General features: G+C 68.3%; 15 protein-coding genes and 1 pseudogene. 11 read left to right on the top strand and 5 right to left on the bottom strand.

Annotation, left to right across the window (positions count from 1 at the left end; translation table 11 throughout):
* Position 1: 1 nt before the first annotated feature.
* Positions 2 to 658, bottom strand: a complete 657-nt coding sequence (locus E3O67_RS01860; RefSeq protein WP_134432258.1) for a DedA family protein — start codon at positions 656 to 658, stop codon at positions 2 to 4.
* Positions 659 to 794: 136 nt separating this feature from the next.
* Between E3O67_RS01860 and E3O67_RS01855 the strand changes: the two genes are divergently transcribed.
* The 7 genes and pseudogenes from E3O67_RS01855 (at position 795) to E3O67_RS17295 (ending at position 11,831) form a co-directional block, all read left to right on the top strand.
* Positions 795 to 2,306 (top strand): M20/M25/M40 family metallo-hydrolase, encoded by a 1,512-nt coding sequence (locus E3O67_RS01855; protein ID WP_134432256.1) that lies wholly within the window; start codon positions 795 to 797, stop codon positions 2,304 to 2,306.
* Positions 2,307 to 2,514: 208 nt separating this feature from the next.
* The gene (locus E3O67_RS01850; RefSeq protein ID WP_241981924.1) at positions 2,515 to 4,092 is read left to right on the top strand and encodes an anthranilate synthase component I family protein; all 1,578 of its coding nucleotides are present in this window, start codon (positions 2,515 to 2,517) and stop codon (positions 4,090 to 4,092) included.
* 77 nt (positions 4,093 to 4,169) lie between these two features.
* On the top strand, positions 4,170 to 6,752 hold the full coding sequence (gene leuS / locus E3O67_RS01845) for a leucine--tRNA ligase (RefSeq protein WP_135101639.1): 2,583 nt from the start codon (positions 4,170 to 4,172) through the stop codon (positions 6,750 to 6,752).
* A gap of 115 nt (positions 6,753 to 6,867) precedes the next feature.
* The gene (locus E3O67_RS01840) at positions 6,868 to 7,608 is read left to right on the top strand and encodes a helix-hairpin-helix domain-containing protein (protein WP_135101637.1); all 741 of its coding nucleotides are present in this window, start codon (positions 6,868 to 6,870) and stop codon (positions 7,606 to 7,608) included.
* 211 nt (positions 7,609 to 7,819) lie between these two features.
* Complete coding sequence (locus E3O67_RS01835; protein ID WP_167726418.1) at positions 7,820 to 10,303, top strand: ComEC/Rec2 family competence protein; 2,484 nt, start codon at positions 7,820 to 7,822, stop codon at positions 10,301 to 10,303.
* Between the two features lie 41 nt (positions 10,304 to 10,344).
* On the top strand, positions 10,345 to 11,388 hold the full coding sequence (gene holA, locus E3O67_RS01830; protein ID WP_135101633.1) for a DNA polymerase III subunit delta: 1,044 nt from the start codon (positions 10,345 to 10,347) through the stop codon (positions 11,386 to 11,388).
* Between the two features lie 105 nt (positions 11,389 to 11,493).
* A pseudogene (locus tag E3O67_RS17295) lies at positions 11,494 to 11,831 on the top strand (YciI family protein).
* Between the two features lie 181 nt (positions 11,832 to 12,012).
* Here E3O67_RS17295 and rpsT read toward each other — a convergent pair.
* Positions 12,013 to 12,276 carry a 30S ribosomal protein S20 gene (gene rpsT, locus E3O67_RS01820; protein WP_134370311.1) on the bottom strand — a complete coding sequence of 88 codons (264 nt, stop codon included), beginning with the start codon at positions 12,274 to 12,276 and terminating at the stop codon, positions 12,013 to 12,015.
* A gap of 118 nt (positions 12,277 to 12,394) precedes the next feature.
* Positions 12,395 to 13,141 carry an alpha/beta fold hydrolase gene (locus tag E3O67_RS01815; RefSeq protein ID WP_134432242.1) on the bottom strand — a complete coding sequence of 249 codons (747 nt, stop codon included), beginning with the start codon at positions 13,139 to 13,141 and terminating at the stop codon, positions 12,395 to 12,397.
* A gap of 344 nt (positions 13,142 to 13,485) precedes the next feature.
* On the opposite strand from E3O67_RS01815, the gene lepA reads away from it, so the two are divergent.
* Genes lepA through hemW form a run of 3 tightly spaced genes read left to right on the top strand, consistent with a single transcriptional unit; the run spans position 13,486 to position 17,216 of the window.
* Positions 13,486 to 15,333 (top strand): translation elongation factor 4, encoded by a 1,848-nt coding sequence (gene lepA, locus E3O67_RS01810; protein ID WP_134432240.1) that lies wholly within the window; start codon positions 13,486 to 13,488, stop codon positions 15,331 to 15,333.
* Positions 15,334 to 15,337: 4 nt separating this feature from the next.
* Entirely contained in the window at positions 15,338 to 15,985 is a 648-nt protein-coding gene (locus E3O67_RS01805) for a DUF1990 family protein (RefSeq protein WP_134432238.1), read from the top strand.
* Positions 15,986 to 15,989: 4 nt separating this feature from the next.
* Positions 15,990 to 17,216, top strand: a complete 1,227-nt coding sequence (hemW, locus tag E3O67_RS01800) for a radical SAM family heme chaperone HemW (RefSeq protein WP_135101631.1) — start codon at positions 15,990 to 15,992, stop codon at positions 17,214 to 17,216.
* Here hemW and E3O67_RS01795 read toward each other — a convergent pair whose 3' ends face one another.
* Positions 17,217 to 17,591 carry a DUF4870 domain-containing protein gene (locus E3O67_RS01795; RefSeq protein ID WP_134432234.1) on the bottom strand — a complete coding sequence of 125 codons (375 nt, stop codon included), beginning with the start codon at positions 17,589 to 17,591 and terminating at the stop codon, positions 17,217 to 17,219. It abuts the gene before it with no gap.
* 36 nt (positions 17,592 to 17,627) lie between these two features.
* Positions 17,628 to 18,077: a DUF4870 domain-containing protein gene (locus tag E3O67_RS01790; RefSeq protein WP_134432232.1), complete on the bottom strand. Its 450-nt coding sequence runs from the start codon at positions 18,075 to 18,077 to the stop codon at positions 17,628 to 17,630.
* 167 nt (positions 18,078 to 18,244) lie between these two features.
* On the opposite strand from E3O67_RS01790, the gene hrcA reads away from it, so the two are divergent.
* A complete protein-coding gene (gene hrcA, locus E3O67_RS01785; RefSeq protein WP_134432230.1) occupies positions 18,245 to 19,282 on the top strand; it encodes a heat-inducible transcriptional repressor HrcA in 1,038 nt (345 codons plus the stop codon).
* Positions 19,283 to 19,360: the final 78 nt, after the last annotated feature.

The following is a 19,360-nucleotide window of genomic DNA, read 5'->3' as shown; positions in this document are numbered from 1 at the left end:
GTCAGAGCGTCGGCGGCTCGGGCTGTTCCATGTGCCGCTCCTCGCGCCGGTGCAGCCACCGCTTGACCAGGAAGGCGAGCAGTACGAAGGCCGCGATCGCGCCCACGAACAGATACCCGGCGAAGTGGAGCCGGTCGGAGAGTTCCCGGTAGCCCTCGGCGGCGGCAGAGCCGATCGAGACGTAGGCCACCGCCCAGATCACGCAGGCAGGAACGGTCCATCGCATAAAGGTGCGGTAGGGCATCGGGCTCATCCCCACCGTCAACGGGATCAGCGAGTGGAGCACGGGCAGGAACCGCGACAGGAACACGGCAATGCCGCCACGCCGGGCGAGGTAGATCTCGGCCCGGGCCCAGTTGCGCTCACCGAGGCGGCGCCCGAGTCGGCTCATCCGAATCCACGGCCCGAAATGGCGGCCCAGGGCGAAACCGATGCTCTCGCCGATCAGAGCTCCGACGATCACCGCGACGATGAGCCCCAGGAACTCGGCCGCGTTGCTCACCGCCGTGCTGGCGACGATCACGATGGAATCGCCCGGCACGACCAGGCCGACGAGCACGGATGTCTCCAGCAGCATCCCGAGTCCGGCCAGCAGGGTGCGCAGCACCGGGTCCACGCTGGACACTGTCTCGAGGATCCAGCTGAGGATGTCGTTCACGTCATACAGCCTAAGCCGTGTGCCCGCAGCGGGGCTGAGGACCCACCCTTGCCCCGCAACCGGGGGATACGCTAGCGTCTCCGCAGGGCCGTTCAACGACGACCGGCCCACGTTCGATCCAATCTGAGGGACCCTCATGACACAGAATCGGAATATTCGTCTGGCCGCCATCGGCACAGCCGTGGCGCTGTCCGTCAGCGTCGGGCTGCCTGCCCATGCCGACAACGGAACGGGCACCGGCGCGCTGCGCGAAGCCGTCACCGCGTCCGGAATCATCGAGCACCTGCAGGCTCTGCAGGACATCGCGGATGCCCACGGCGGCACGCGGGCATCCGGTACTCCCGGGTACGAGGCATCCGCCGTGTACGTCGAAGAGCAGCTCAGGGCCGCGGGGTACACGCCGACCCGGCAGCCCTACTCCTATGAACAGTTCGTGATGAACGCGGAATCGTTCGCGCAGCTCGCCCCCACCCCCACCACCTACCTGGGCGGAACCGACTTCGCCACGATGAGCTATTCCGGCTCCGGGCTGGTCGACGCGACGGTGCAGGCGGTCGACATCAACCTGGGGGGCGACCGGGCCTCGACCAGCGGCTGCGAAGCCGCGGACTTCGCCGGCTTCACACCCGGGAACGTCGCGTTGATCCAGCGCGGCACCTGCACCTTCCAGGTCAAGGCCGAGAATGCCATCGCGGCCGGCGCCGCCGGCGTGATCATCTTCAATCAGGGCAACGCCGACGACCGCCTCGGCCTCCTCAACGGCACGCTCGACGCCCCGCAGGCATCCGTGCCGGTGATCGGAACGAGCTTCGCGCTCGGCGAGGCTCTGGCCGGGCAGCCGGCCCCGTCTGTGCGCCTGGCCGTGGACGCCGAGGTCATCGTGACCGAATCCTTCAACATCCTGGCCGACACGGCCGGTCGGGCGGACCGCACGGTCGTGGCCGGGGCGCACCTCGACTCCGTCGCCGAGGGCGCGGGAATCAACGACAACGGCAGCGGCAGTGCCGCCATCCTCGAAACGGCCATCCAGCTCGCCGCCTCCGGCGACGCGCCCACCAACCGGGTGCGGTTCGCGTTCTGGGGAAGCGAGGAAGACGGCCTGGTCGGTTCCGAGTACTACGTGTCGCAGCTGACGAAACGCCAGATCAAGGAGCACGCCGTCAACCTGAACTTCGACATGGTCGCCTCGCCCAACTTCGTGCGCTTCGTCTATGACGGTGACGGCTCGTCCTTCGGCACCACCGGCCCGAACGGGTCGGCGCGGGTGGAGAAGGTCTTCCTGGACTACTTCGCCTCGCAGGGGCTGGCCGTGGAACCCACCGAGTTCGACGGTCGGTCCGACTACTTCGGGTTCATCGAGAACGGGATTCCGGCCGGTGGGCTCTTCACCGGTGCGGAAGACCTGATGACGGATGCCCAGGCGGTCACCTACGGCGGAGTCGCCGGCGCGCCGTACGACGCCTGCTACCACGCCGCGTGTGACGACATCACGAACATCAACGCGGTGGTGCTGGAGCAGATGGCCGATGCCATCGCCCACGCGACAAAGACCTTCGGAGAGACTACCTCCGCGGTCAACGGCACGACCAGGGGCGGCGGCTCCGGCACCATGGACCTTCAGTTCAAAGGCAGCCACGCCACGAAGTAGTAGCACTCTGTCACAGCTCCCGGCGCCTCCGTCCTGACGAATTCGACGGAGATTTTGCCGAAATCGGACCCGATCAACCCGGAACAGCCGATTTTCGCAAGAATCTCCGTCGAATTGGTTCGGAGCCGGTCACGGTGTGCGGAAGAGGTCTCGGCGGGGCGGCGGGGTGCTGCACTCCGGGGAGAATAGTGGCATCTAGGCTGGGAGCGTGACCGGGCCGATTCAGCGCATCCTCCTCACCGAGTGGTGGGACCCGGTCACCGTTTTCGACACCCTGTACCGTGACAGCCCGTACGCGTTCTGGCTGGATGCCGGAGACGGCGCTGCAACCGGCCTCAGCTACCTCGGGGCGGCGTCGTCCGGGTCCCGGTTCGCGATCGCCTCGGTACCGGAGGGGACCGTGACGGTCTCGGCCGCCGGGAACCCATCGGGGCCTGGTTTCGCCTCGCCCGGGACGATCTTCGAGTTCCTGCGCGCGGACCTGGCCGGCTCCACCGACGATTCCAGGGTCGGCACCGACAGCAGTCCGGCCGGCGGCACCGGCGGCTTCCGCCTCGGCTGGGTGGGCTGGCTCGGCTATGAACTCGGTGCCCAGACCGTGGGCACGCCCGTGCACGCCTCGCGCCACCCGGATGCCGCCCTGCTTGAGGTGCACCGGGTCCTCGTGTTCGATCACGCTGCGCGCACGGTCACCGCCCTCGCCCGTTGCGCCCCCGGCGACCCGACGGATGCCCCGCAGGCGTGGGCCGACGCCGTGCAGCACTCTCTCGCCGGGTCGGAGTCGTCACCGGCCGTAGCCGTGACCCGGCCTGTCCTGCAGTTATTCCGCGGCACCGGCACCGCCGATACCGACACCGGCACCGCCGATACCGACACCGGCACCGCCGATACCGACACCGGCACCGCCGATACCGATACCGCCGGCACCGTCGCGGCCCGGTGGCGGCACGACGCGCACCGATACGCCGAGCTCATCGCAGACTGCCAGGCCAGCATCCGGGCCGGCGACGCCTATCAGCTCTGCCTCACCAACGAGATCCAGGTCGACGTGCGACCGCACCCGGTCGACACCTACCTGGCCCTGCGTGCCGGCAGCCCCAGCCACCACGGCGGGTTCCTGCGCTTCGGGGACACCGCACTGCTCAGCGCCTCGCCCGAGGAATTTCTGGCCGTGACGGTTGACGGCCGGATCACCACCAAACCGATCAAGGGAACACGCGCCCGGTCCACCGGCGTCGTGCGCGACCAGGAACTCCGCGACGAACTCGAGGCCAGCGAGAAGGAACGCGCCGAGAACCTGATGATCGTCGATCTCATGCGCAACGACCTCGGCCGGATCGCCGAGCTCGGCAGCGTCCAGGTCACGACCCTTCTCGCCGTGGAGAGTTACGCGCATGTGCACCAGCTGGTCAGCACGGTCGAGGCGCGCCTGGCCGCGGGGCTGACCGGGGTGGATGTCGTCGAATCCTCGTTCCCGGCCGGTTCCATGACCGGAGCCCCCAAGATCAGTGCGATGACCATTCTCGACGCATTCGAGGACGGCCCGCGCGGGCTCTACGCCGGTGCCTTCGGCTATTTCGGGCAGGACGGCGCCGTCGACCTGGCCATGGTCATCCGCAGCATCGTTCTCGGCCCGGACGGGGCTTCCATCGGCACGGGGGGCGGCATCACGGCCCTGTCCGATCCGCTGGAGGAGATCGAGGAGACCCGGCTGAAAGCGGCGGCGCTCCTGGCCGTGCTCGGTGTTCACCTACCCGGCCCCGCAACGGGCCAGGGCCAGGTTTAGTAGCCTAGGAAAAGGACGCCGCCTCCGCGCGGCCCGGTGCCTGCTGGCGCAATCCCCACTGCAACGAAGAGAGTCACGTGGCACACGAGTACGACCACACCCGCACCGGCCGGGACAGCGACGAGGAAGTCTACGATTTCGCCGCCATCCAGGCGAAGTGGCAGCCGATCTGGGAAGAGCTCGACCCCTTCCGCACGAGCGACCCCGACGACAAGCGTCCGCGCAAGTACGTGCTCGACATGTTCCCCTATCCCTCCGGTGACCTGCACATGGGCCATGCCGAGGTCTACGCCCTCGGCGACATCGTCGCCCGGTACTGGCGCCAGCAGGGCTTCAACGTGCTGCACCCGATCGGCTGGGACTCCTTCGGGCTTCCCGCGGAGAACGCCGCGATCAAGCGCGGCATCGACCCGCGCGGCTGGACCTACGACAACATCGCGCAGCAGAAGAAGAGCATGAAGCTCTACGCGGCATCCTTCGACTGGTCCCGCGAGCTGCACACCAGCGACCCCGAATATTACAAGTGGAACCAGTGGCTGTTCCTGCAGCTCTACAAGAAGGGCCTCGCCTACCGCAAGGACAGCTGGGTCAACTGGGACCCGATAGACCAGACCGTGCTCGCCAATGAGCAGGTGCTCGCCGACGGCACCTCCGAACGCAGCGGCGCCGTGGTCGTCAAGAAGAAGCTCACCCAGTGGTACTTCAAGATCACCGAATACGCCGACCGCCTGCTCGACGACCTGAATCAGCTCGAGGGCACCTGGCCTGCCAAAGTGCTGAACATGCAGCGCAACTGGATCGGCCGCTCCATCGGCGCCGACGTCGACTTCGTGATCGAGGGCCGCGAGGAACGCATCAGCGTCTTCACGACCCGCCCCGACACCCTCTACGGGGCGACCTTCATGGTCGTCGCCCCCGACGCGGACCTCGCCGCCGAATTGGTCGCGGATGCCTCGCCCGCCGTCAAGGAACGGTTCCAGGAATACTTGGTCCAGGCTCAGAACAGCACCGAGATCGAGCGTCAGGCCACCGACCGGGAGAAGACCGGCGTGTTCCTCGAGCGCTACGCGATCAACCCGGCCAACGGTGAACGCCTGCCGATCTGGGCCGCGGACTATGTGCTCGCCGACTACGGCCACGGCGCCGTGATGGCCGTGCCGGCCCACGACCAGCGCGACCTCGACTTCGCCCGCCGTTTCGACCTGCCCGTGATCGTGGTCGTCGACACGACCGCCGCGGTCACCGGAATGGTTCCCGTGATCACCCAGGAGATGGTCGACGGCACCGAGGAGCTCCCCTCCCTCGAACCCGCCCGCACCGGGATCGCGCTGACCGGGGAGGGTCGCCTGATCAACTCCGGCGCGCTCAACGGCCTGAGCAAGAACACCGCGATCAAGCGGATGATCGAACAACTGGCCGCCGACGGAACCGGACGCGCCGCCAAGAACTATCGCCTGCGCGACTGGCTCATCTCCCGCCAGCGCTACTGGGGCACGCCGATCCCGATCATCCACGGCCAGGACGGCGCCGAGATCCCCGTTCCGGAAGACCAACTGCCCGTGCTGCTGCCGCCGACCGACGGCCTCGACCTCAAGCCCAAGGGCACATCGCCGCTCGGCGGAGCGACCGACTGGGTCAATGTTCCCAACCCGATCGACGGCACCCCGGCCCGCCGCGACGCGGACACCATGGACACCTTCGTGGACAGCTCCTGGTATTTCCTGCGCTTCCTCAACCCCACCGACGACACGTTGGCATTCGATCCCAAAGAAGCCGAGAAGTGGGCGCCCGTCGACCAGTACGTCGGGGGCGTCGAGCACGCCATCCTGCACCTGCTCTACGCGCGCTTCATGACCAAGGTGCTCTTCGACCTCGGCTATGTCAGCTTCACCGAGCCGTTCACGGCGCTGCTGAACCAGGGAATGGTCATCCTGGACGGCGCCAAGATGTCCAAGAGCAAGGGCAACCTGGTCTACTTCACCGAGGAGGTCGACAAGTTCGGCGTCGACGCGGTGCGGCTCACCATGGCCTTCGCCGGACCACCGGAAGACGACATCGACTGGGCGGATGTCTCGCCGGTCGGCTCCGCCAAGTTCCTGGCCCGCGCCTGGCGCGTCGCCCGTGACGTCACGAGCACACCGGACGTCGATTGGAGGGCCGGCGACGCCGGTCTCCGAAGGGTCACGCACCGGTTCCTCGCCGACGCCCCCGGCCTGGTCGAGTCGTTCAAGTTCAACGTGGTCGTCGCCCGCCTGATGGAACTTGTCAACGCCACCCGCAAGGTGATCGACACGGGCTCCGGCCCCGCGGATGCCGCGGTGCGCGAGGCCGCGGAGGTCACCGCCATGGCGCTCAACCTGTTCGCGCCCTACGCGGCCGAGGACATGTGGCAGCACCTCGGCTATGAGCCGTGTGTCGCGCTCGTTCAGTGGCGCAAGGCCGACCGCACCCTGCTCGTGGAGGAGTCGGTCACGGCGGTCGTGCAGGTCGACGGCAAGGTGCGCGACCGCATCGACGTGTCCCCGAAGATTTCCGGCGACGAGCTGGAGCGTCTCGCGCGCACCTCGGCCGAGGTCATTCGCCGGATCGGCGACCGCGAGATCATGAATGTGATCGTGCGCGCGCCAAGGCTGGTCAGCATCGTCACCCGCGGCCAGTAGCCCCAAAGGCCAGTAGTCCCACGTCCTTGCCTCCCCAGGGTGGCGCCTCACGGTGCCGCCCACAGCGTGCGGCCGCGCACCGGGGCTCCGGCTTACGTCGGCGTAGCCTGCCGGGATGGAGCCTGACCCGATAGTCGCGGCACTCGACCGCTTGGCCCCGAGCGCGCAGGGGCGTGCCCCTGCGCGCGTGCGCATCGGGGTCGGTGCGGCCGTGGTGCTGCTGATCGCGGCGCTGGCCACCGCGGTGGTCGTGTCCGCGCTCGGACAACAGGCCGGTCATCAGGTGGTGTCTCCGGCGGATTCGGCTGCGGGATCGGGCTCGGGCGCCGGTGCCGGCACGGCTGCCGGCGGCGCCGACACCGGCCCGGCCCCGAGCTCGTCGGGGGCGGCTTCGGCATCCGGTGGCCTCATCTTCGTGCATGTGCTCGGTGCCGTGCGTCGTCCCGGGCTCTTCGAACTCTCCACCGGTGCTCGGGTGATGGATGCCGTTGCCGCCGCCGGCGGGCTGACCGAGACCGCCGATCCGGCCGGCACGAATCTCGCCCGCAAGCTCAGCGACGGGGAGCAGGTGTATCTGCCGCAGCTCGGGGAAGTGCCCGTCGGACCGCCGCCGGGTGCCGGCTCGGTCCCCGGTGGCGCACCCGGCCCGGGTGTCGGCCCGTCGGCCCTGGTCAACCTGAACACGGCCACCCTTGTCGACCTCGATACCCTGCCGCGCATCGGACCGGCCATGGCCCAACGCATCCTGGACTACCGCGACACCAACGGGCCGTTCGCCACCGTCGAGGACCTGCGCAATGTCACCGGCATCGGCGAGAAGACCTTCGAGGGGCTCAGCGCCCTGGTCACGGTGTGAGCGCGGGCGATCGGATTCGTCCGGCGAATCGGAGCGGCGCCAATTAGGAGCGGCGAGGACATCCTCGAATAGTGGGCACGCCTCCCCACCCACGGGCCGGAGGGAACGGCCCACAGATCATGGAGGGAACCGAGGAGAGTCACGGACGCGCTTAGCCTCCCGGTATGACGCGCAGACCCCCCGCTGCAGGATTCGCTCAGCGGATCACGGCATGACCGGGCTCGACCTGCGCCTGGTGCTCCCCGCGGCGGCCGCGTGGCTGGCGGCCTGGTTGCTCATTGCCGTCCCCGAGTGGGCGGCCGGTGCGCAGGCCGCGCTCTGGAGCGTTTCACTCTGCGTGGGTCTGGTCGTGGCTCTGCGTCTGGTCCGGCCCTGGGGAGCACCGGTGTGCGGAGTGCTCCTGGTCTGCTGCGCGGCGGCCGCGCTGCTGGCATCCGCCGTCACGGTCGCCGCGCCGGGGCGGTTGCCGGACGCCGTGCGGGAGGAAGCGGCCCGCCAAGCCGGCGTGACCCTGCTCCTCACGGTGTCGTCGATCCCGGTGCAGACGCAGTCGTTCGGTGCGCCCACCCTGTTCGGCCCTGCAGGGGCCGACTCCGACACCGACCTCGGCGCATCTCCCCGGGTGCGATTCCGCGGCATCCTGACCGGGATCGAGCCGGGCGGGGCTGCCAGCGGCGATACGGCCAGGGACGACGCTGTGCGGGACGATGCCGTGCGGAACGGTACTCTGCGGAGCCTGTCGGTTCCAGTGGTCGTGTTCGCAGAGGCCGCCCAGGACACGGCGGCGACGCTCCAGATCGGCAGCGTCCTGCGGCTGGACGCCACCCTCCGGCTCACCGCGGCCGGGGATGCGGCGTCCGCCCTGGTCTTCGGGCGCGGAATGCCCGAGCTCGTCGATACGCCGCCCTGGTGGCTCGGCTGGGCCGCGGAGCTGCGCACCCTGTTCACGGCCGCCGCGGGGGAGCTGCCCGGTGACGGCGGCGACCTGCTGCCCGGCCTGGCTATCGGCGACACGAGTTCGGTCGAGGCTGATCTGGATGAAGCGATGAAGACGAGTTCCCTCAGCCACCTCACAGCCGTGTCTGGGGCCAACTGCGCCGTGGTGATCGCGGGCGTTATGCTCCTGACTGGGTTTCTGGGACTGCGCCGCGGCATCCGGATCGGGATTTCGCTGCTCACCCTGCTCGCGTTCGTCGTGCTGGTGACACCCGAACCCAGCGTGCTGCGCGCCGCCCTGATGGCCACGATCCTGCTGCTCGGGATCGCCTCGGGGCGGCCGGGCCGAGGCGTGCCGCTGCTCGCCCTCGTCGTGATTCTGCTGCTCGCGGCCGACCCGTGGCTGGCCCGCAGCTACGGCTTCGCCCTGTCGGTGCTCGCGACGGCGGGCCTGCTCGTACTGGCCGCGCCGCTCACCCGGCTGCTGCACCGCTGGCTGCCCGCCTGGCTCGCTGCGGTGATCGCCATCCCGCTGGCCGCACAGCTGGCCTGCCAGCCGGTGCTCGTGCTGCTCACCCCAACCCTTCCGCTGTACGGGGTGCCCGCGAACCTGCTGGCCGGTCCCGCGGCTCCGGCCGCCACCGTGATCGGTCTGATCGCGTGCCTGCTGCTGCCCTGGTTGCCCGGCGTCGCCGGGGGAGTGCTTTACCTGGCTTGGTTGCCAGCCGCCTGGATCGCGGCGATCGCCCGCACGTCCGCAGGGCTTCCCGGCAGCCGTCTGCCCTGGCTGGGGGGCGCGATCGGTATGCTCGTGACCGTCCTGCTGACCGTGGCGGTGGTTGCGTTGGTGCTGCGCGGCCGGGGGCAGGTCCGGGCGCACTGGCCGATCGGGGCGATTGCGGTTCTGGTCCTGGCCACCGGCAGCTACGGCGGAAGCCTGATCGGAGCCGGCGTCGGCCGGGCCGTGGCGTTTCCGGCGGACTGGCAGATCGCCGCCTGCGACATCGGGCAGGGTGACGCGATCGTCGTGCGTGACCGTGAACGCTACGCGCTCGTCGATGTGGGGCCCGACCCGGTTCTCCTCAGCGAATGCCTAGACACGCTCGGCATCGACCGGATCGACATCCTCGTGTTGACCCACTACGACCTGGACCACATCGGCGGGGTCTCCGCCGTGATCGGCCGGGTCGACACGGCTCTGGTCGGCATCCCGGAGAATGCCGACGATGAGCGCCTGCACGATGCCCTTGCCGCGGGCGGGGCCGAGATCCGGGAGGCCGCCCGCGGTGACACCGGCACCCTCGGGGAGCTGCGCTGGGAGATCCTCTGGCCGGTGCGGGGCTCGCCGGTGATGCAGACCGGCAACGAGGGCAGCGTGACGATCGGGTTCGACGGTCGGGGCATCCGTTCCCTCTTCCTGGGAGATCTCGGCGAGGAGTCCCAGGACGCGCTCCGGCGTCGTGATGGTCCGGGCTCGGTGGATGTCGTCAAGGTCGCCCACCACGGGTCGGGGGACCAGAGTCCGGCGCTCTACGCCGATCTCCGGGCCACGGTGGGGCTGATCTCCGTCGGCCGGGAGAACGGCTACGGGCATCCCACGGACACGATCCTGGACATCCTCGGGTCCGTGGGCACGCTGGCCTTTCGCACCGACCAGCAGGGGCTGCTCGTGATCGCCCCGGGGCCGGGCGGTGGTGCGCTGACGGTCTGGACCGAGAGCGTGCGGGGCGAGACCGTGGCGGTCGCCGGCCCCGGATAGTCTTGACAGAACCTGCACCGCCTCGACCGAAGGAACCCCGAGTGGCCGCACGAACCGCCTCATCCGGCCGGGCCGCACCCCGCGCCGCGCCGAAAACGGCCGCCATTCCGCAGCTGGCCTGGCATCAGGTGCGGCCGGCCCCGATCATCCTGGTGTCCGGAACCGAGGTCTTCCTGGCCGAGCGTGCGATCCGCCAGCTGCGGGACTTCCTCAAGCTCGAAGACCCCAGCCTGGAGATCAGCGACGTGCAGGCAGACAGTTATGCGCCCGGCGAGCTACTCACCATGGCCAGCCCGTCTCTCTTCGGCGAACCGCGGCTGATCCGGGTCAGCTCGGTGGAGAAGTGCAGCGATACCTTCCTCGCGGATGCCCTGGACTACCTGCAGAACCCGGCCGAGGACACCTACGTGGTGCTCCGGCACGGCGGCGGTGTGCGCGGCAAGAAGCTGCTCGACACCATCCGCTCCGGCATCGGAGGCGGCATCGAGGTCGTCTGCGCCGAGTTGAAGAAGGACTCCGACCGCCACGACTTTGCCTCCGCCGAGTTCAAGACGGCCGGCAAGCGGGTCACGCCCAGCGCGCTGCGGTCCCTGGTCGCCGCGTTCTCCGGCGACCTGGCCGAACTCTCCGCGGCCTGCCAACAGCTCATCGCGGATGTGGGCGCCGAGGTGACCGAGACGACCGTGGACCGCTACTACGGTGGCCGGGTCGAGGCCAACGCGTTCAAGGTGGCCGACGCGGCGATCGCCGGGCATCAGGGTGAGGCGCTCGTCATCCTGCGCCACGCCCTGTCCTCCGGTGCGGACCCGGTCCCCGTGGTGGCCGCGTTCGCCATGAAGATCCGCACCATGGCGAAACTCTGCGGGGCGCGCGGCGGCTCGGGCCAGCTGGCGTCGCAGTTCGGGCTCGCCCCCTGGCAGGTCGAGCGTGCCCAGCGCGACCTGCGGAACTGGACCGACGAGGGTTTGGCCCGCTGCGTCGTGGCACTGGCCGAGACGGATGCCGCGGTGAAGGGTGCCGAGCGCGACCCCGTGTTCGCCCTCGAGCGGCTCATCGGCGTGATTGCCCGACGGGGTGAGAACTGACCGGGCTCGGCCCGGCTGAGGTCAGCTGCTCCGGCACCTGCACGGCAACGTCTTCCTCTCGCACTCCCCGTTGCGGTCCGGACCGCCCGAGGGGACCATCGAGACATGACCAAATACCTCATCTCCTTCCCTGGTGAAGCCATGGTGCTCACCGATGATGACTTCCCGCTCGCCGTCGCGGAATCCCATGCGGTGATCGAGGAGGCCAAGGCCGCTGGCGTCTATGTGTTCGGTGGCGGAATCGAGGAGGGAATCGATCCTGTCCTGGTCTCCGCCGACGGGACGGTGAGTATGGATCTCTATCCGGGAGCGACCTCACGGGCGGGTTCACCGTGTTGGAGCTGCCCACGCGGGAGGCCGCGGTCGGGTGGGCGAGGAAGCTCGCGCAGGCCTGCCGGTGCTCGCAGGAGCTCCGCGAGTTCGGGTATGACTCGGCGAGCTAGGAACAGGACTGAATCATCGGCGAAGAGTCAGGGAGAGGCCGGCTCCTTGTCGACCCGGTAGCACCTCCCGCAACATTTGGAGCCTAGGACCGGACACACGAAAGCCCCCACCGAAACGGAGGGGGCGATTGTGTGCGCCGGTCAGGGCCGGTGAAGGGTCCTGAGCCGGGTCAGGCGGAGACTAGACGAGGGCGTTGACCGACTTGGCGATCGCGGACTTCTTGTTCGCGGCCTGGTTCTGGTGGATGACGCCCTTGCTGACGGCCTTGTCGAGCTTCTTCGAAGCAATGGCGAGGCTGGCGACGGCCTTGTCCTTGTCGCCGGAGGCGATCGCGAGGCGCGTCGCGCGGACGGCGCGCTTGAACTCGCTCTTGACCGACTTGTTGCGCTCCTGGGCCTTCTTGTTGGTGCCGATACGCTTGATCTGCGACTTGATATTTGCCACGTTTATACGCTTTCGTTAGGTTCTTGTTCGGATGGGCCGCTTGGCGGTAGAGGGCGCCGTGCGGCAATAATCGTGTGGGGTGGGACCCAACACGCAAGCCAACAGGAAACGATACCAGTTATTCGCTCAGGCCGACAATCGGACCCGGCCGGTCGATGGCAATGTCCTTGAGGATGCCGCGCAGCACCGCCGCGAACCGCTCCGGCTGGGCAAGGCTGACGAGGTGCGACGCACGGGGAACGATCACGAGGCGGCCGTCCCGGCAGGCGGCGAGGAAACGTCGCTCATGTAGCCGGAACTGGTCGAGTGAACCGTTGACCAGCCACACCGGTCCGGGATAGCGTGCCAGGCTGTCGAGCGGGCGGAGGGTTCCGGTGGCGCCGAGCCCGGCATCCATCACGCCCAGCGGTACCCCACCGGAGAGCGTGTCGGCGGCCCCGTGCGGTGGCAGGAGCACTCGCACGAGCGTGGTGTGGAGCCACAGTCCCTGGTCGGGCAGCCGGCGGATCAGCCGGGCCAGTCCCCGGTAGGCGTCAAGCGGCCAGCCGGCGGGAACCGCACAGCTTCCCGCGGCGACCAGCCCGGCCACCTTCTGCGGGTGGCGTGCGGCGTACTCGATGGCGTAGTAGCCGCCCAAGGACAGTCCGACCAACAGCACCCGGCCACCCAGGGCGTCGACTCCTTCGTCGATGGCGGCCAGGGCGCCCGCCACGGTGAACGGTTCGTCCATGCGGGAGCCGTGCCCCGGCAGATCGATCGCGAGCGCCGGATGCCCCGTCTCGCCCAGCATGAACAACTGGTGCCGCCACATGGTGCTCGACGTGCGGATCCCGTGGACGAAGAGAACGGGGATGGCGGGTGTCATTCATTCCTCCTCAATGAGCAGCGATATTACAGAGGTGGCCCGACATACGGGCCCGTACCGAGGGAGCCTCACACGGGAACCGTTGCTCGGTGCAGTCGTGAGAACGAATTCGACGGACATTTTTCCGAAATCGGACACAGATGGGTGGAAAAAGCTCATTTTCGGGAAATTCTCCGTCGAAGTGGTTCACGGCAGTGATGCACGGCAGTGGTTGGCTGCGAGCGCCGAGCGTCGAGCGTCGAGCGTCGAGCGTCGAGCGCTGAGCGGTCCAGAGCGGCCGCCTGGAACGCGGAGCAGCAGCGGCGAAACGGGGACCCAGCCACCTATGGGAGAATTGCCAGACCATGTCACCGAGACCCCTCACGGCGCTTGAACCGGCCGCCACCCCGCCCGAGTTCATCCGCAACTTCTGCATCATCGCCCACATCGACCACGGCAAGTCCACGCTGGCCGACCGGATGCTGCAGATCACCGGCGTCGTCGACGACCGTTCGATGCGCGCCCAGTACCTCGACCGGATGGATATCGAGCGCGAGCGCGGCATCACCATCAAGAGCCAGGCCGTTCGGATGCCGTGGGAACTCGACGGCCAGACCTACGCACTGAACATGATCGACACTCCCGGCCATGTGGACTTCACCTATGAGGTGTCCCGCAGCCTGGCCGCGTGCGAGGGAGCCATCCTCCTCGTCGACGCCGCCCAGGGCATCGAGGCGCAGACCCTCGCCAACCTCTACCTGGCGCTGGAGAACGACCTCACCATCATCCCGGTGCTGAACAAGATCGACCTGCCGGCCGCTGACCCCGACAAGTATGCGAAGGAGCTCGCCAGCCTGATCGGCGGCAGCCCCGACGACGTGCTCCGGGTCTCCGGTAAGACCGGCGTCGGCGTCGCCGAACTCCTGGACCGGGCCACCCGCCTCATCCCGGCCCCGGTGGGCGACCCGGCCGCCCCGGCCCGCGCGATGATCTTCGACTCGGTCTACGACAGCTACCGCGGCGTCGTCACCTACGTGCGCATGATCGACGGCAAGCTGGGCCCGCGCGAGAAGATCCAGATGATGTCGACCCGGGCCACGCACGAGATCCTCGAGATCGGCGTCACCTCGCCCGAGCCCACCAACAGCAAGGGCCTCGGAGTCGGCGAGGTCGGCTACCTGATCACGGGCGTGAAGGATGTGCGCCAGTCGAAGGTCGGCGACACGGTCACCACGGCGCTCCGCCCCGCGACCGTCGCCCTGCCCGGTTACACCGAGCCCAAGCCGATGGTCTTCTCGGGCCTGTACCCGATCGACGGCAGCGACTACCCGGCCCTCCGCGAGGCCCTCGACAAGCTCAAGCTCTCCGACGCGTCCCTCGTCTACGAGCCCGAGACATCCGTCGCCCTCGGATTCGGTTTCCGCTGCGGCTTCCTCGGCCTGCTGCACCTCGAGATCATCACCGAGCGGCTCGACCGCGAATTCGGCCTCGACCTGATCACCACCGCTCCCAGCGTGATCTACGAGGTCACCACCGACGATAAGAAGTCGGTCACGGTGACCAACCCGAGCGAGTTCCCGAACGGCAAGATCGCCAAGGTCGAGGAGCCCATCGTGAAGGCGGCCATCCTCGCGCCCAAGGACTACGTCGGTGTGATCATGGAACTCTGCCAGAGCCGCCGCGGAACCCTGCTCGGCATGGACTACCTCGGTGAAGACCGGGTCGAGATCCGCTACACGATGCCGCTCGGCGAGATCGTGTTCGACTTCTTCGACAACCTGAAGAGCCGCACCGCCGGCTACGGCTCGCTCGACTACGAGCCGATCGGCTCGCAGGAGGCCGACCTGGTCAAGGTCGACATCCTGTTGCAGGGCGAACAGGTCGACGCGTTCAGCGCGATCGTGCACCGCGACAAGGCCTACGACTACGGCGTGCTGATGACCGGGCGCCTCCGGAAACTCATCCCGAGGCAGCAGTTCGACGTTCCCATCCAGGCCGCGATCGGCGCCCGTATCATCGCACGCGAGTCGATCAGCGCCATTCGCAAGGACGTCCTCGCCAAGTGCTACGGCGGTGACATCTCCCGCAAGCGCAAGCTGCTGGAGAAGCAGAAAGAGGGAAAAAAGCGAATGAAGATGGTCGGCCGGGTCGAGGTTCCCCAGGAGGCGTTCATTGCCGCCCTGTCCGGCGACGAACCCCCGAAGAAGAAGTAGACGGATGCGCCGCGCCACCTTCACCGACACAGCCGTCACCTACGCGTCCATCGGCGGCACCCTCGCCCCCGACCTTCTCCGGTTCCCACCCAAGGGGTACCGGCCCCTCGAGCGCACCGTGCGCCTCGGCAGCGGCGAGGAGCGCTTCGAGCTCGCCTCGAAGTCGCTGATGACCTGGGGTGTGCAGCGGGGGAGCGGCATGACCGTCACCGACCTTCTGGACGGCACCGGTCAGCAGTACACGGGGCTCGTCTTCGACGCCGACGGTCAGGCCGCCCGCAACCAGAAGGTCGAGCCGGACGAGGCCGTCTTCGCCGAGGACGGAACCCCCTACATCGTCAACGGGATGTCCGCGCACCTCACGACCAAGTTCGGGCCCTTCACGATCGACGCCCCCGTGCGTGTGGTCTACGTGATCGATGAGCCCAACCGCCTCGGCTACGCCTACGGCACCATGGCCGGGCACCCAGCCAGCGGTGAGGAGTCATTCATCGTCGAGAGGCGCGCGGACGACTCGGTCTGGCTCACCATCCGTGCCTTCTCGCGCCCCAGTTCCTGGGTCTACCGGCTCGGCTGGCCGCTCGTGCGACGGCAGCAGTCGAAAATCACAGCACGGTACCTGCGCGCGCTGCATCCGATCGGCGCGGTCTAACCGAATGGGCAGTGCCCTCCCTCTCGGCGACCCCGCACCCCGCGACGGCCTGCTACCGGCCTCGGCCGCCGTGGGGGCGGCCGGGCGCGACTTCGGCGTCTACCTGCACGTGCCGTTCTGCCGGGTGCGTTGCGGCTACTGCGATTTCAACACCTACACCGCCACCGAGTTGCGCGGCGCATCACAGCACGACTATGCCGGTCAGGCGATCAGCGAGGTCGAGGCGGCCGGCCGCATCCTGACCCTGTCGGGCGTGCCAGCCCGCGAGGCGGCGACCGTCTTCTTCGGCGGCGGAACCCCCACCCTGCTTCCGGCCGACGACCTGGTGCGGATGCTGCAGGCCGTGCGCTCCACCTGGGGCATCGCGCCCGACGCGGAGGTGACCACCGAGGCGAACCCCGACTCTGTCGACGCCGCCTACCTCGCCCGCCTCGCCGAGTCAGGCTTCACCCGGGTGTCCTTCGGCATGCAGTCCGCTGTGCCGAGCGTGCTGGCCACCCTCGAGCGCACCCACGACCCCGAGCGCGTGCCACTGGTCGTGCAGTGGGCCCGCGAGGCCGGCCTCGACGTGTCCCTCGACCTGATCTACGGCACTCCGGGGGAGACCCTCGCGAATTGGCGCACCAGCCTCGAGCACGCCATCCGTCAGGCACCCACGCACATCAGCGCGTACTCGCTCATCGTTGAGGAGGGCACCAAACTCGCCCGCCAGATCAAGCGCGGCGAGTTGGCCTCGGTCGACGACGACGTGCAGGCGGAGTTCTACGAGTTGGCCGATGACCTTCTGTCGCGGGCCGGCTACAGCTGGTACGAGGTGAGCAACTGGGCCACGGACCACGCTCACCGTTCCCGCCACAACCTTGCCTACTGGCGCAGCCAGGACTGGTGGGGCGTCGGGCCCGGAGCGCACAGCCACATCGGCGGGGTGCGCTGGTGGAACGTCAAGCATCCGTCGGCCTATGGCGACCGGATCCGCGCCGGCGACTCACCGGCCGCGGGTCGGGAGACCCTCGACGCGGCCACCCAGGAAGTGGAGCGGGTGCTGCTGCTCACCCGCATCCGCGAGGGCATTCGCATCGACTCCCTCAGCCCGCTCGGCCGCCGCGAGGTGGCCGGGCTGATCGCTGACGAACTCATCGACGCGCGAGCAGCCCTCTCCGGGTCCGTCGAACTGACCCGAAGAGGACGCCTCCTGGCGGATGCCGTCGTGCGCCGACTGGTCGCGGACTGACTAGTTCACGAACTTGATCGTGAGCGGGTACGTGTAGTACTCGCCCCGGTTCGCCGCAAGGGCGGCCATGATGCCGAAGACGATCGCCAGCACCCAGGCGGCAGCCAGGAGCAGGAAGCCGACGACGACGATGGTGAGGACCGAACCCACGATGTAGGCGAGCAGCAGCGTCAGCTGGAAGTTCAGGGCGGCCGCCGTGTGTGCCCGGATGAACGGGCCGCGTTCCTTGAGCACGATGTAGCCGACCAGAGCGGGCAGCGGGCCGAACAGAATCCCACCGATGTGGATGAGAGTGGCCCACAGCTTCTCGTCGGCCGGGTTCAGTTGAGTCGGTGCCTGGTACGGGTTAGGCGGAGGCGGGGTGTAATCGGACATGTTGCTCCTTCGATAGAAAAGACTGGCTCGGGCCGGCTACTTGATGAGGCGCAGGGCGAACGGGTACCGGTAGTGGTTCCCATCCTTGGCCTGGAGATAGCCGAGCACCGAGAAGACTACGCCGAGGATGTAGAGCACCCAGGCGAGACCACCGATGACGCCGCCGATGCCGAACGTGAGGAAGCCGATGACCGTCGCAAAGAAGTTGACCGCGAAGTAGCCGATCAGAAGTGTGATCTGAAAATTGAGCGCTTCCTTGGCCTCGACGCCGGTCAGGGGTCCGCGGTCCTTGAAGAGCAGCCACAGCACCAGGGACGGCAGGAACATCAGGATCCCGCCGAGGTGGGCGAGGGACGCCCACTGGCGGTCATCCGCCTCGGACACAGGTGACGGTCCGGGGGCGGCAGGCTGATACGGCGGTTGCGGCGGCCGCTGGCCCTGGTAGGGATCATCGGGTCCGGGTCCGGGACCGGTGAAATTGCTCATGATCGTGCCTTTCAGTGCACAGGGGAAGGGGTGGTACATGCCAAAGTTACCGCGCCCAGACATTCGGGAGCAATGGGGAAGCCCAGCCGGTCGCGGTATGATTGGCAGTCACATACCCCGAGTGCCAACCAGTGCTGCACTCACGACGCTGGGAGGAGGCGAGAGTCATGGTGTCCGATCGCAGTCTCGAAGTCCTGCGGGTGATCGTTCAGGACTACGTTGCCTCCCGCGAACCCGTCGGGTCCAAATCTATCGTCGACCGGCACTCCTTCGGGGTCTCGGCGGCCACGATCCGCAACGACATGGCCCTGCTCGAAGAGGAGGAGTTGATCGCGGCCCCGCACACCTCGTCGGGCCGGATCCCCACCGACAAGGGTTACCGCCTGTTTGTCGACCACCTCGCCGATCTGCGGCCGCTCTCGGCGGCGCAGCGCCAGGCCATCGAGACGTTCCTCGGCCAATCGGCCGACCTCGACGAGGTGCTGGCCCGCAGCGTGCGGCTGCTCTCCCAGCTCACCCACCAAGTCGCGCTGGTGCAGTATCCGTCGCTGTCCCGCGCGAAGGTGCGCCATATCGAACTGGTTCCTCTATCCGAAACCCGCCTCCTGTCCGTTCTGATCACGGATGCCGGACGTGTCGAGCAGCGCGTCGTCGACCTGCCCCGGCCGCTGGCGGAAACCGTTCTGGTCGAGCTGCGGGCCCGGCTGAATGCGGCCCTGGTCGGTCTCGGCATGAGCGAGGCCGCCGGTTCCCTCACCGCGGGCACCCTGACCGCCGCCGCCGACCTCGGCTCGTTCGATCAGCAGGAAGCCGTGGAGCTGATCATCGGCACACTGCGCGACCAGGTCGGCGCGAACCGGCAGGACCGGCTCGTGATGGCCGGCGCCGCCAACCTCGTGCGCACCGAGGAAGACTTCACCGGCAGTATCTACCCGGTGCTCGAGGCCATCGAAGAACAGGTCGTGCTCCTGCGGCTGTTCGGTGAGATGGCCACCGACCAGCACGGCGTGTCTGTCAGCATCGGCCGGGAGAACGCCCCGTTCGGTCTGGCCGAGACATCCGTGCTCACCAGCGGCTACTCGTCGCAGGGCGGCAACCTGGCCCGCCTCGGCGTGCTGGGCCCCACCCGAATGGACTATTCAAACAACATGGCGGCCGTCCGAGCGGTCGCCCGCTACCTTTCACGCCTTCTCGGCGAGAATTGACCAGGTCCCCCTGCCCAGAGGTCGGGGGCCCGCATTCAGAACGAACCCATATTTCAGAACAGACCTAGGAGAGCCAGC

Origin of the sequence: Cryobacterium sp. TMT3-29-2 (assembly GCF_004564305.1) — a bacterium.
GTDB lineage: Bacteria > Actinomycetota > Actinomycetes > Actinomycetales > Microbacteriaceae > Cryobacterium > Cryobacterium sinapicolor.
Note: the sequence above shows the minus strand (reverse complement) of the source record. Positions and strands in the feature narration are given on the sequence as shown.